The following is a 13,826-nucleotide window of genomic DNA, read 5'->3' on the forward strand; positions in this document are numbered from 1 at the left end:
TTGGCATATAAGAGAAAAAGAGACCCATTTTAGGTCTCTTTTTGTCACTTATGCCCAAAATCAAGAAACGTCCGTACAAAGGCGGTTGCAGGATTTTTTTTGCGCCCATCAAGCCATAAAAACACTGCTTTATCGCAAAAAAACGCACAAGGATAGTTGACAGTTCTTTTATGGATTTGTATCTTTGCAACATCGATAGATAACAAAAAAATTTCTTAAGGAACCGTCGGGGTAGTCGTGAGACAACGTCGACGGATCTTTTTTATATAAAAAACACAAGGACGCGCCACCCACCTGCTCAACCTCACACTGGCTCTTCGCATGGATGGGCAACTATCCAGAACTGAGAGAAACCGCTAAAATTGAATCTGTCCGCTTAGAAGTCTCATTCATCGACGCCTCTGAAGCGCACCTGCAACACACCCTTGCGAAGAGGCGTTTATGCAATACCCCTGTGCGTAAATATCCTTATAGCGTTTGAAAATACAATAAGGCTGTCAGCTCACATCCTTATTGCGTCAGCTGACGCCCTTATTGTATTTTTGAGCGCGACAAATAAGGCCGCAACTATGAGAAAACACATTCCTCCCCAGAGTTTGTTTTTCTTGGTAAGAGAAGAAATAAGCTCATTGTCCACTCACTGTCCCCAGCGGGGACACACCATGCGTAACCGCGGGTGATGCCCGAAGGGTGAACCCGTGGAGAAGTGGAGAGTGGAGAGTGGAGAGTGGAGAAGTGGAGAGGGAGAGAAAAGAGAAACCTCCCAGCCCGCACCCACTGTCCCCGGAGGGGACACACCATGCGTAACCGCGGGTGATGCCCGAAGGGTGAACCCGTGGAGAAGTGGAGAGTGGAGAGTGGAGAGTGGAGAAGTGGAGAGGGAGAGAAAAGAGAAACCTCCCAGCCCGCACCCACTGTCCCCAGCGGGGACACACCATGCGTAACCGCGGGTGATGCCTGAAGGGCGAACCCGTGGAGAAGTGGAGAGAGTGGAGAGGGAGAGAAAAAAGAAACCTCCCAGCCTGCACCCACTGTCCCCAGCGAGGACACACTATGCGTAACCGCGGGTGATGCCCAAAGGGTGAACCCGTGGAGAAGTGGAGAAGTGGAGAGGGAAGCCTCCGACACCGGAGGTGTCGCACAGCACCCACTCTTGTTACTCTCTCAACGCTTGCAGTGCGACGCCGCCGGCGTCGGAGATCTCTTAGCCCATATCCCCACGGGTTCACCCTCGCTCTGCTCGGACATCACCCACGGTTAAGCATAGTGCGCCTCCGCCGGAGGCGTGAGTTGTGCTCTACGTAGCTATGATCTTGATACGAGATAGTGACAAAGAGAAACTACCGTTTATGTTTAGTTCCAATCTTCGAGGTTGGCGGTGGCTTCAATTTTGTTCTCCAGACTATCGGGAAGAGCGGAAAAGAAATCGAAACCTGTTAGGCGTTCCACTTCGTCAATGGTATTTACATAATCCCCCTTCGGGTGATTTCCTTTCTCATTTTTATAAATAAATCCGATAGCTTTGGGAGTGCCCTTCAAGCACAACACAACTTTGAAGAAAGCTTCGGGCACTACCACTTTATGCTCACCAATCCTTTTGTGCTGACGCCGATAAAGCAAAGGGCCACAAACGATATAGATACCATCCCACGTTTTTGCCCATGCGCGGCACTGCATCTCCATTTCGTTCCAATCGCCCGCATTGAGATTGTGGTTTTGTGGGCAGATATTGGTGAACAAGAAAGATTCCCGCATGGCTTCAGCATCCCATTTGTTGTCTGCCGCTGGACACATGTGCCCACGGTCGTAGCCAGAACGCATATAATCATAAGTGTCTACGCGCGGTGCTGGAATGTCCTCATCTGCTTGAAAAGGATGCCCCTTGCGCGACGCCGCACCCTCGAGGCGTTGGGGCGTTAGGTGCCACGCCACCCAGTTGGGGATACGCATTGCGGGATTGTAAGAAACCGTATAGCCCACCCGCTGCAAGAGAACAGAGGGGAGACTATCGGGAGTGACGACAACGCAGAGCGAATCGAGCACCGAAGCGTCCACCGCCGTGGCTGAATCGGCCTCGGTTGCTACGTTTTGCGATACCAGCATTGCGCCCTTGGGTGCTCCGAACTGACAAGAACTCAGAGCGAACGCAGTGAGAACGAGAATTTGTCCTGTTAAGATATGAGTAAGTTTCATTCTTTAGTAGATAACATTTTGCGAACGAAGATAGCGATTTCTTGGCAGAGCCACTCCTCAAGTTATTCCCTTTTTCCGAAACACCTGCACACGAAAATCCCTCGACTGGCGGAGCAGATGGGGTTCATATTCTTCAGCTATTAGCAAAAAATTTGCTTCCTATCAGAAAAGGACTTATATTTGCCAATGAAGGTTTTTGCAACCTCAAGAATACAAATTGATACTAACTACATCCCCAATTTATACTATGGAGCAGGGAAAAAGAATCATTGAGTGCGTCCCCAATTTCAGCGAGGGCCGCAACCGAGCAACTATTGATGCCATTGCGCAAGTGATTGCCGGAAGTCGTGGTGTGAAACTTCTCGACGTGGATCCGGGCGAGGCCACGAACCGCACCGTTATCACCTTTGTGGGCGAACCCGAAGCCGTTTGCGAAGCAGCGTTTAAGGCCGTGCGCCGTGCTGCCGAACTCATCGATATGCGGCAACATCACGGAGCACATCCGCGCATGGGAGCTACCGATGTGCTCCCGCTTATCCCCGTTGCAGGTGTCACACTGGAAGAGTGTGCCGAACTGGCGCGCAAACTGGCACAACGCTTGGCGGAAGAACTGACCATCCCGACCTACTGCTATGAGGCGGCAGCACTGAAGCCTGAACACCGCAATCTGGCCGTATGCCGCCAAGGAGAATATGAAGCTCTACCCGAAAAACTTAGTGATGCCGCCAAGGCGCCCGACTTCGGAGCGCGCCCCTTCGATGAGGGCGTGGCACGCACAGGCTGTACGGCGGTGGGCGCACGAAATTTCCTCATCGCTGTCAATTTCAACCTCAACACGACATCCACGCGCCGCGCCAACGCCATAGCGTTCGACGTGAGAGAAAAAGGACGACCGATGCGCGAGGGCAACACGCTGACGGGAAAAATCATGAAAGACGCCGATGGGAAAACCATCATGCAACCTGGCACGCTCAAAGCTACAAAAGCCATTGGGTGGTACATCGATGAATACGGCATCGCGCAAGTGTCCATGAATATGACCGATTTGAGCGTTACCCCTCTCCACCGCGCTTTCGAGGAAGTGTGTCGCTGCGCACAGAACCGCGGCGTGCGCGTGACGGGAACGGAGATTGTGGGACTTATTCCGAAGCAAACGCTCCTTGATGCAGGTCGCTACTTCTTAGAACGACAAGAACGCTCCACGGGTATTCCGGAGAAAGACATCGTGCAAATAGCTATCCGCTCCATGGGGCTGAACGATCTCAAGCCTTTCCGCCCCGAAGAAAAGGTGATAGAATATATGCTGGAGGCAGACCCCGGCACAACACGCTTAGTGGACTTGACGGCGCGCGGTTTTGCAGAAGAGACTTCGCGAGAATCTCCTGCACCAGGCGGTGGAACAATTTCAGCCTATATGGGTGCATTGGGCGCTGCTTTGGGAACGATGGTGGCGAACCTCTCTGCACACAAGCGGGGCTGGGACGAACGCTGGCAAGAATTTAGTACACACGCCGACAAAGGGCAACAACTCATGGAGCAACTCCTCCAGTTGGTGGACGAAGACACAGAAGCTTTTAACGCCATTATGTCCGCTTTCGGTATGCCGAAGGGGAATGACGAAGAAAAACGCTTGCGCACCGAAGCCATTCAGCAAGCCACACTCTACGCCACACAAGTGCCGCTGCGCACCATGAAGGCCTCCTACGAGGGTTTTGCGCTCTGCCGCGCCATGGCTGAAACGGGCAATCCCAACAGTGTTTCCGATGCGGGCGTAGGAGCGTTGGCGATTCGTGCAGCGGTGCGCGGTGCTGGACTAAACGTGAAAATCAACGCTGCCTCCCTCCACGATCGTGCTACGGCGGATGCCCTAACGACCGAAGCCGATGAACTCATTCGCAAAGCCGATGCGGAGGAAGCTGCCATTACCGCCATCGTCGAAGCAAAAATCTGCGGCGAATAAATAGCTGATTCCGTGTGCTTCCACCTTATCGAGCACATCGGAAGTTCCTCAATAATCCCAAACGGAAGCGGGGAGTTCCTCGCTGAAAACCTCGCTTCCTCCTCTCTTTCTATCCCTCAAAAAAGAACAACATGGAAAGCATGGATAACAATATAAGTCTCGAACAATTTCAGGCTGACATCCGACAGGGCATCCCTGCCGAACTGCCGGAGCTACCTCCTTACGACACCGACATCAATCATGCGCCGAAGCGCAAAGACATCCTCACGCCCGAGGAGAAACGTTTGGCGCTGCGCAACGCTCTTCGCTATTTTCCCGAGGAACTGCACGCACAGTTAGCTCCCGAATTTGCAGAAGAACTCAAGCAATACGGACGCATATATATGTATCGCTACCGTCCGCAGTACGCTATGTATGCTCGTCCCATCAATGAATATCCGCATCGCTCGGAACAGGCGGCGGCTATCATGCTGATGATTCAGAACAACCTCGATCCGCGCGTGGCTCAACACCCTCACGAACTGATTACCTACGGCGGAAACGGTGCTGTCTTTCAGAACTGGGCGCAATACTGCCTCGTGATGAAATACCTCAGTGAGATGACCGATGAGCAAACCCTTGTGATGTATTCTGGTCACCCGCTGGGACTCTTCCCCTCCCATCGAGATGCGCCGCGCGTAGTGGTGACAAACGGTATGGTAATCCCCAACTATTCTCGCCCCGACGACTGGGAGCGCAGCAACGCTCTCGGCGTGAGTCAGTACGGCCAAATGACGGCTGGCTCCTATATGTATATCGGTCCGCAGGGCATCGTACACGGTACGACTATCACCGTGCTCAACGCAGCGCGCCGAGTGATGAACGGCAAAGACAAGATGCCGCTTTTCGTCTCATCGGGACTGGGCGGCATGAGTGGTGCACAACCCAAGGCAGGCAACATTGCTGGCGTGGTGAGCGTTGTGGCCGAAATCAACCCGAAGGCGGCAGAGAAGCGACACGAACAAGGATGGGTAGACGAGCTTCATACTTCGCTCGATGAACTCATCCCCGCCATTCGCAAAGCTGTGGAGGAGCGCCGCGTCGTATCTATGGCGTATGTGGGAAATGTTGTCGATCTCTGGGAACGTTTGGCGGATGAAGGCGTTGAAGTGAACTTAGGTTCCGACCAAACGTCGCTCCACAATCCTTGGGCGGGTGGTTACTACCCCGTAGGGCTGACGCTGGAGGAGAGCAAGCAGATGATGGCTGACAACCCGCAGCAATTCCGCAAATGCGTGCACGCATCATTGCGCCGGCAGGTGGACGCCATCAACCGCCTGACGGAGCGTGGTATGTACTTCTTCGACTACGGTAACGCCTTCTTGCTGCAAGCTTCACGCGCTGAAGCCGATATCCTGCAAGCAGACGGCAGTTTCCGCTATCCTTCTTACGTGCAAGACATTATGGGACCGATGTTCTTCGATTATGGTTTCGGCCCATTCCGCTGGGTGTGCGCTTCAGGCGACCCGCGCGATCTCGAACTGACCGACCGCTTGGCGACAGAAGTGCTGGAAGCTGAGCGCGCCGAAGCACCTACCGACATTCAGAATCAGCTCGACGATAACATTTTATGGATCAAAGAAGCGGGACGCAACCACCTCGTGGTGGGTTCACAAGCACGTATTCTCTACGCCGATAGTGAAGGACGAATGAAGATTGCGTTGGCATTCAACGAAGCCGTGAAGCGCGGAGAACTGAGAGGACCTGTGGTGCTCGGTAGAGACCATCACGATGTGTCGGGAACAGACTCCCCCTTCCGCGAAACAAGCAACATTTACGACGGCTCTCAGTTCTGCGCCGACATGGCTATTCAGAACGTCATTGGCGATAGTTTCCGCGGTGCCACTTGGGTGAGCATCCACAACGGAGGCGGCGTAGGTTGGGGCGAAGTTATCAACGGCGGTTTCGGCATGGTGGTGGACGGTAGCGAAGACGCTGCACGCCACATTCGCAATATGCTTTTCTGGGATGTGAACAATGGTATCAGTCGCCGAGCTTGGGCGCGCAACAAAGGTTCGATGGACGCTATCCGTCGCGAAATGGAACGCACGCCACAACTCCGCGTGACAATGCCGCACCTTGTGGACGATGCCGTCATCGATAAGGCGGCTTCCCTCTTCTAACCTCACTCTAAAAAACACAAACATGGAAAAGATTCACGAAATAAGTGCCGAACATCTCTCCTTAGAGAGAGTGGCTGACATCATATATCACAACTATCAGTTGCGCCTTAGCGAGGATGCTCGCCAGCGCATCGTTCGCTGCCGGAAATACTTGGACGAGAAAATAGCGCGTTCGGAAGTTCCTATCTACGGCGTTACAACGGGCTTCGGCTCACTCTGCAACATCAGCATCAGTAAGCACCAACTCTCCCAACTGCAAATAAACCTCATGATGAGCCATGCCTGTGGCTGTGGCGACCGTGTGCCGCGCGACATTGTACGCATCATGCTTCTCCTCAAGATACAATCCCTCAGCTACGGCTATTCCGGTTGTCAGTTGGTCACCGTGGAGCGCCTCATCGACTTCTTCAATGCAGGCGTTTGTCCTGTTGTCTATATGCAAGGTTCGGTGGGTGCATCGGGCGACCTCGTTCCGCTGGCGCATCTCTGCCTGCCGCTCGTGGGTTTGGGCGAAGTAGAATTTGAGGGACGGCAGATGAGCGGTGCTGAACTGCTGCAACTGAAGCATTGGGAACCCATCGCCTTGGCTTCAAAGGAGGGACTCGCGCTTCTCAATGGTACGCAGAACATGGCGGCGTTCGGCTGCTGGGCTCTCATAAAGGCAAAACAGCTAAGCCAATGGGCGGATTGCATCGCGGCGTTGTCGCTTGATGCCTACGATGGACGCATCGAAGCGTTCTATCATGCTGTTCATGCGGTGAGACCACACAAGGGCCAACTCGATACGGCTGCTCGCATCTCCCAACTTCTCGCTGGTAGTCAGATCATCGAAAAATCCAAAACACACGTGCAAGATCCTTATTCGTTCCGCTGCATTCCGCAGGTACACGGAACGGTGAAGGACACCCTCCAGTATGTGGAACACGTTCTCGACACTGAAATAAACGCCGCCACGGACAACCCGACCGTTTGCCCTGACGAAGACCTCGTCATCTCCGCAGGAAATTTCCACGGAGAACCTATCGCCCTCCCCATGGACTTCCTAACACTGGCCATGTCCGAACTGGCTAATATCTCCGAACGCCGCACCTATAAGTTGGTGTCGGGAACGCGCGGATTGCCCAGTTTCCTCGTTGCCAATCCAGGAGTAAATAGCGGTTTCATGATAACGCAATACACGGCAGCCTCCATTGTGAGCCAAAGCAAAGGTTTGTGTATGCCGGCTTCTGCCGATAGCATCCCGACCTCGCAGGGACAAGAGGACCATGTCAGTATGGGCGCAAACGCTGGGACGAAGCTCTACACCGTAGTGAACAATACGGAGCGCGTTTTGGCTATCGAACTCTTCAACGCAGCGCAAGCGCTCGAATTCCGCCGCCCCGAACAGACATCTCCCGCGCTCGAACGCCTCGTGGCGAACTATCGACAGGTTGTTCCCTTTATCAGCGACGATGTCGTGATGTATCCCTATATTGCCAAATCGGTAGAGTTCCTCCAAACCCAGTCTTTGCCCGACACCAACCCTACTCTCTGAAATGAAAAGTCTGATTCATAACATAGGCATCCTCGCCGGCATATTGCCTTCGGGCAAAGAAAAATTAGCCGGTGAGGAAATGCGCTCCATCCAAACGATCCGCCATGCGTGGCTTTTGATTGAAGATGGGTTGATAAAGGACTTCGGCGATGGCTCTCCCTTGCCTGCTGACGGCGAATACACATCCATCGACGCCCAGGGCGGTATCGTCATGCCCTGCTATTGTGACCCACACACCCACATTGTGTATGCTGGTAGTCGCGAACAAGAATTTGAGGACAAGATACGCGGCCTCAGCTATGAGGAAATAGCCCGTCGCGGTGGAGGTATCCTCAATTCGGCCGACCGCTTACACGAGCAAACGGAGGAAGAACTCTTCCTTCAGGCTCAACAGCGACTCAACGAGATGCGCGCTGGCGGAACGGGCAGCGTAGAAATCAAAAGCGGTTACGGACTCAACACGGCGGATGAGCTCAAGATGTTGCGCGTCATCCACCGCCTGCGGGAAACGTCCCCCCTCGAAATCCGCGCCACCTTCCTTGGTGCACATGCCGTTGGGCGCGCCTATCAGGGCCGACAGAGCGAATATGTCGACCTCGTCATCAATGAGATGATTCCCGAAGTGGGACGAGAGGGTTTGGCCGACTTCATCGATGTTTTCTGCGATGAAGGTTTCTTCACGCCCGAGGAAACAGCGCGCATACTCAAGGCAGGTGCTCACTATGGTTTGCGCCCCAAGATTCACGCCGAAGAGTTGGCCGCTTCGGGAGGTATCACCGTGGCAGTAGAGCACAACGCTCTCTCCGTCGACCATCTGGAGCGAATGCCCGACAGCGCCATTCCGCTCCTTCAGCAGTCCGATGTCATGCCCACGCTGCTCCCCGGCACGTCCTTTTTCCTCAATATGCCCTATGCTCCCGCTCGCAAACTCATCGATGCAGGCCTCCCCGTGGCACTCGCCACCGATTGGAATCCAGGTTCAACGCCTTCGGGCAGCATGAAGTTTATCCTCTCCTTGGCTTGCATCAAGCAACGCCTACTTCCGGAAGAGGCCATCAACGCCGCCACCATCAACGCGGCCTACGCCATGGGGCTCAGCCAAACTCACGGCAGCATCACCCGCGGTAAGCGGGCAGCACTCCAACTCATCAATGCCCCCTCGCTGGCTTATCTCCCCTACGCCTACACTTCTAACCCCGTTCGAGAAGTCATCCTCTGAGTCACACAAAATCAACAAATCGAACCATTTTCGTGAATTCTCGAAAATGGTCAAGAATAGTAGCGGAGTCCTGCAACAAGTCATCCACTTATTGCAACTCCGCTACACTCATTTTCTTTCCAAAGGTTGAGAAAAGCTTCAGAAGCTTCACCACAAATTAGCCACTTCTTATTATCACCCAGTTAAAACTTCATGAAGCATCTAAAGTTCCAAACACTTTTGAAAAACTCCTGAAGAGGAGGAGCAGGCACTATCAACTCTCTCCGCAAATATCCTTATAACGTTTGAAAATACAATAAGGCTGTCAGCTCACATCCTTATTGCGTCAGCCCACGCCCTTATTGTATTTGTGAACGCGACAAATAAAGTCGCAACTAAGAGAAAACACACTCCTCCCCAGAGTTTGTTTTTCTTGGTAGGAGAAGAAATAACTCATTGTCCACCCACTGTCCCTGGAGGGGACACACCATGCTTAACCGCGGGTGATACCCGAAGGGCGAACCCGTGGAGAGAACTCCACTCCTCTCTCCGACACCGGAGGTGTCGCACAACAACCACTTTTACTCACACATCTCTTTACTCCCTCAACGCTTTCAGTGCGACGCCGCTGGCGTCGGAGTCCTCTCTGTGCACACCCCCCACGGGTTCACCCTCGCCACAGCTCGGGCATCACCCGCGGTTAAGCATGGTGCGCCTCCGCCGGAGGCGTAAGTTACGCTGCGAGGATGCAACTGAGATAGTAAAGGGGTAATGTGCAAAGCTGAGATAGATTAGCCACGGAGACTATACAGACTTTTTATGATGAGAGCCGCACCCACTGTCCCCAGAGGGGACACACCATGCGTAACCGCGGGTGATGCCCAAAGGGCGAACCCGTGGAGAGAACTCCACTCCTCTCTCCGACACCGGAGGTGTCGCACAACACCCACTTTTGCTCATGTGATTCTCTCTCTACGCTTGCCGTGCAACGCTTCCAACAAAAATCCGCAATACCTACTTAGAGGTATTGCGGAGAGGAAAATAGAATCTATTTGCAGTGTAGTAAACCATAATAATTTAAAACTTACCAAACAGCAATATAGTTAAAAATGATAAAGGAAGCTATGACCTTGAACTGCCCTATAAGCACATTGATGTCCTCATGGCATTCTCCACCACAAAGGTAACTGAAGAAGAGAGAGCCGAAAATACTTCCATGGCTGAATGCTTTGCCACTATTTCCACGTTTGCCCAATACAGATTCGGTAAGTTTTTCAAAGCCCAACTTTGAAAAAACGTCCATAATATGATAAATTTCACCGAAAGAAGTGGTATTCTCGTTTTTAATTGCGACCTTTGCCATGTCAAATTTTTGCTTACTTGTTATGTTTGCAGCACCAAGATATGTCACAAGAATTTATGCTGCGGAATTAAGGTATACTATAAGGAAATAAATAGGATATTTAAGAAACTTTTTATTGAAAATTTTGGATATATATATGCACCAAATTTTAGGCAAATAGGATTTTCTAACTTATAAGTTGAAAACAGAACTTTGAGAGAAGAAAGATAGAAAAGAGATAATATCTCAAGACTTATAGTGTGGCATACACATAAATTTGTCTTCTGCAAAAGATTATTTTCGTGCCTAATTGTGTTTTTTCAATTTTACAATATAATAGTAGGAACATTTATTTTATTATGAACAAGTTTACAAAAAAGGCTTATTTCAAGCCTGCAACAGAAGTGTACGCTTTCGATGGCGATAACACGCTCATGGCTGGCAGCCCTCCTGTGCAGCCTGGTGGCGGAGGCAGCGGAAGTGTAACCATCACGCCTCCTGAAAAGGACGAAGACGAAGAATTGGAAGGAACCCGCAAGTTTTCCGGCAGTAAGTTGTGGGAGTAAAAGTAACAAGTAAAAAAGAAGACAGAAAATGTAGAAAACATGAACATCAAACATTTCAATAAGCAAACAGCTCTTGCTTTAGCGTGCGTTGCAGGAATAAGTTTCAGCGCTTGTTCCGACAACGACCTTGATAATACGGGCAAAACCGGCGACCGTGGCGCTGCGGTTTCTTATATTGTCTCTAATGCGCAGAACGGCGCGCACCGATCAGCTGCTGCTCGTGCTCTGCCCGGCAGTTCGTTGAGTCGTGCTGCTTTTGCGGAACAGATTGCGCCCTTGAGCCTCACTCCTGAAGATCTCACTTCACAAAAGCTCGATGTGCAGGGCGGCGACGGCAATACCTGCCTTATAGAAACCACTACGGCCGGCATAGAAAGCATGCCGCGCAAGGCGGAGACGAGCACGGAAGCCGGAACGATACACCGTTCCCGCATCGCTCCTCGTGCGAATGTTGTTGAAACATTCTCCGCTGCAGACCATTTTTCCTCCATCGGCTACCGTGGAACGACTTCTACCCTCAGCCCCACACCATGGTTCTACAACAAGGACACAAATCCCGACGGTACGCTCGTCAATGAGATTCTGTGGTCGTGGGAACAGCCCTATGGAAAATTTTATGCTGTTTATCCTTTAGTGACTTCCAGCTATAACAAATTGCAGCTGTCTCCCGAGAGCTATACATCTACACCTTATGTTGATTTCGAAGTAGAGCCGAAGGTGGTCAATCAGAAAGACCTCATGACGGCCTGCTCTGGCGAAGTGCAGTATGCCACTCGCTACGTGGCTCCGACAACGAACCTCGATTTCCATCACGCACTGACGGCAGTGCGCTTCAAAGTGGGGCAGAATCTTTCATGGAACAAGAAAATAACGAAAGTGGAGATCATCAACGCGCAGAGCAAGGGACGCTACACGCTCTCCTCGAAAGCCGACGGCACGGGGGCTGCGTGGAGCAATCTCAGCACTCCCGCCACGTTCACCCTTGGTGGCGACGGTACGCTCAATGTGAGCACTTCGCAAGCCGTTAACCAAATCATCATGGGCAATAATGGCGATAATTTCACTTTCTACATGATTCCGCAATCGCTTGCAGGCGTGAGTGTAAAGATCTACTTTGACAACAGCACTACACCTGCTATCACTGCCAACCTCTCCGGCACATGGAAGCCCGGCACAACGAAGACTTACGCCCTGTCGCAGAAGACCAGCACCTGGGAGTATCAACTTACTGTGACCAGCCCTGCAGCTGCGAGTTACTTAGAAACTACCGCTCAATATTACACAGTTCAGAGCTATCGCAAGGATCCCATTACACATGTTCAGCAGGCAGTGAAGTGGAAAGTTGTAGGATATGAGGAAAGTTCTGATGGCGGCAATACCTGGACATCTCTCAGCACAACCAAGCCTGTATGGCTCACCAAGTTGAGCAAAGAGGAGGGCAATGGCGGCACATCTGCCGAGAGTGGCACAGCTACCCTTACCAAGAATATTACCGACTTCCTTGCTAAGTATAACGAAGTGCTGCAGGATGCTCCGCAAAAAGGCTCTGCCGGCAACTACTACAACCTCTCCAACGCCACGGGTGCAGCCTCCGTTGAGAACACTGCCAACTCTTACCTCATCTCTGCTCCGGGCTACTACCGCATTCCGTTGGTTTATGGTAACGCTATCACGGGCGGTGCTACTAATGAACATTCCTATAAAACCACTGTGTCAGGCTCTGATGTCTTGAAAAACTTCAAGGATCATGCAGGTAAGAATATTACTGATCCTTGGATTACGCAGAGCAATGGAGGCGCGAATGTGCCCGATGGAGCAAAGATTGTTTGGACAGACCAAAGCGGCATTGTAGAAGCAAGTAGTCTTTCTCTTTCTGCCGACAAAAAGTTTGTACAGTTCCATGTGCCGCAGGACAAGATTAAGAACGGTAACGCTGTCATCGCCGTCACGAAGGGCGGCACGGTGGTCTGGTCCTGGCACCTGTGGTTCGACCACAAGGACGTACTCAACACCATCCCCGTTGTCAACCATCAAGGCGTTACGTATAAGTTTACCAAGCAGACGCTCGGTTTCGCCTACCGCAAATGGGACGGCTCCACCTACAACAAGCCGCGCGTGGCCCGCGTGAAGGTGGAGCAGAGCATCGCCAACAGCGGCACAAAGCAGGTTGCCTACATCGACATCACTCAAAATCCCGGCAGCGTCAAGGAAATCTCCTCCACTCTCTACCAGTTCGGTCGCAAGGATGCCTTCCCTGGCACCGATACCACTCCCGACGGTTCGTTCAACAAGAACGGCGGCATGTCCCTCCAGAACGGTATCCAGCATCCCGAGACTTTCTACACTTATGGCTCAACTTGGGATAGCGGTTACAATCAATACAACCTCTGGTCAATGGACAACACCGTTACAGGCTATAATGACAATGCCGTTGTCAAGACCGTCTATGACCCTTGCCCCGCCGGTTTCAAGATGCCTGCCTCCAACGCTTTCACCGGCTTCACCACCACGGGGAAAAACACAGTAAATACACAGTCCCAATTTAACGTTAGCGGTGCTTGGGATTGGGGTTGGAACTTCAACAACAAAATCACTTCTCCCGATGCCGCCGTATATTTCCCTGCTTCGGGTTATCGCGACTACTACGACGGTTCGCTGCGCAACGTGGGCAGCTTCGGCTACTCTTGGTCGGCAGTCCCGAACTACACGACCGACGGTTGCTACCTGAGCATCGGCTCGGGCAGCGTGTGCCCGCAGTTCGTCAGCAGTCGGTCGTACGGGTTCTCTGTCCGTCCCGTCTCAGAATAATTCGATTCATTTGATTGATTGCCTGTGGCCTTCAAAGCCACAGGCAATATTTTTTTTCGGTGC

At 52.1% G+C, this 13,826-nt stretch carries 7 protein-coding genes and 1 pseudogene; 6 read left to right on the top strand and 2 right to left on the bottom strand.

Going from position 1 to position 13,826, the window contains the following annotated elements; all coding sequences use genetic code 11:
* Positions 1 to 1,353: 1,353 nt before the first annotated feature.
* On the bottom strand, positions 1,354 to 2,193 hold the full coding sequence (locus ACO4R2_RS07700; RefSeq protein WP_484769788.1) for a DNA/RNA non-specific endonuclease: 840 nt from the start codon (positions 2,191 to 2,193) through the stop codon (positions 1,354 to 1,356).
* A 247-nt stretch (positions 2,194 to 2,440) separates the two neighbouring features.
* On the opposite strand from ACO4R2_RS07700, the gene ftcD reads away from it, so the two are divergent.
* The 4 genes from ftcD (at position 2,441) to hutI (ending at position 9,068) form a co-directional block, all read left to right on the top strand.
* Entirely contained in the window at positions 2,441 to 4,153 is a 1,713-nt protein-coding gene (gene ftcD, locus ACO4R2_RS07705) for a glutamate formimidoyltransferase (protein ID WP_484769789.1), read from the top strand.
* 152 nt (positions 4,154 to 4,305) lie between these two features.
* The gene (locus tag ACO4R2_RS07710) at positions 4,306 to 6,315 is read left to right on the top strand and encodes a urocanate hydratase (RefSeq protein WP_484769828.1); all 2,010 of its coding nucleotides are present in this window, start codon (positions 4,306 to 4,308) and stop codon (positions 6,313 to 6,315) included.
* A 22-nt stretch (positions 6,316 to 6,337) separates the two neighbouring features.
* Complete coding sequence (gene hutH / locus ACO4R2_RS07715) at positions 6,338 to 7,849, top strand: histidine ammonia-lyase (RefSeq protein ID WP_484769790.1); 1,512 nt, start codon at positions 6,338 to 6,340, stop codon at positions 7,847 to 7,849.
* A gap of 1 nt (position 7,850) precedes the next feature.
* Positions 7,851 to 9,068 carry an imidazolonepropionase gene (gene hutI / locus ACO4R2_RS07720; RefSeq protein ID WP_484769791.1) on the top strand — a complete coding sequence of 406 codons (1,218 nt, stop codon included), beginning with the start codon at positions 7,851 to 7,853 and terminating at the stop codon, positions 9,066 to 9,068.
* 1,108 nt (positions 9,069 to 10,176) lie between these two features.
* Here the strand turns inward: hutI and ACO4R2_RS07725 are convergent.
* Positions 10,177 to 10,410, bottom strand: a pseudogene (locus ACO4R2_RS07725) (IS1380 family transposase); the annotation flags it as partial.
* A 338-nt stretch (positions 10,411 to 10,748) separates the two neighbouring features.
* Between ACO4R2_RS07725 and ACO4R2_RS07730 the strand changes: the two are divergent.
* The gene (locus ACO4R2_RS07730) at positions 10,749 to 10,955 is read left to right on the top strand and encodes a hypothetical protein (protein ID WP_311491156.1); all 207 of its coding nucleotides are present in this window, start codon (positions 10,749 to 10,751) and stop codon (positions 10,953 to 10,955) included.
* 39 nt (positions 10,956 to 10,994) lie between these two features.
* A complete protein-coding gene (locus ACO4R2_RS07735; RefSeq protein WP_484769792.1) occupies positions 10,995 to 13,763 on the top strand; it encodes a fimbrillin family protein in 2,769 nt (922 codons plus the stop codon).
* Positions 13,764 to 13,826: the final 63 nt, after the last annotated feature.

This window comes from Alloprevotella sp., assembly GCF_057240785.1.

Excerpts from the sequence above, each read along its gene's own strand:
- ACO4R2_RS07700 (WP_484769788.1), bottom strand. The coding sequence starts at position 2,193 with ATGAAACTTACTCATATCTTAACAGGACAAATTCTCGTTCTCACTGCG.
- ftcD (WP_484769789.1), top strand. The coding sequence starts at position 2,441 with ATGGAGCAGGGAAAAAGAATCATTGAGTGCGTCCCCAATTTCAGCGAG.
- hutH (WP_484769790.1), top strand. The coding sequence starts at position 6,338 with ATGGAAAAGATTCACGAAATAAGTGCCGAACATCTCTCCTTAGAGAGA.
- hutI (WP_484769791.1), top strand. The coding sequence starts at position 7,851 with ATGAAAAGTCTGATTCATAACATAGGCATCCTCGCCGGCATATTGCCT.
- ACO4R2_RS07730 (WP_311491156.1), top strand. The coding sequence starts at position 10,749 with ATGAACAAGTTTACAAAAAAGGCTTATTTCAAGCCTGCAACAGAAGTG.
- ACO4R2_RS07735 (WP_484769792.1), top strand. The coding sequence starts at position 10,995 with ATGAACATCAAACATTTCAATAAGCAAACAGCTCTTGCTTTAGCGTGC.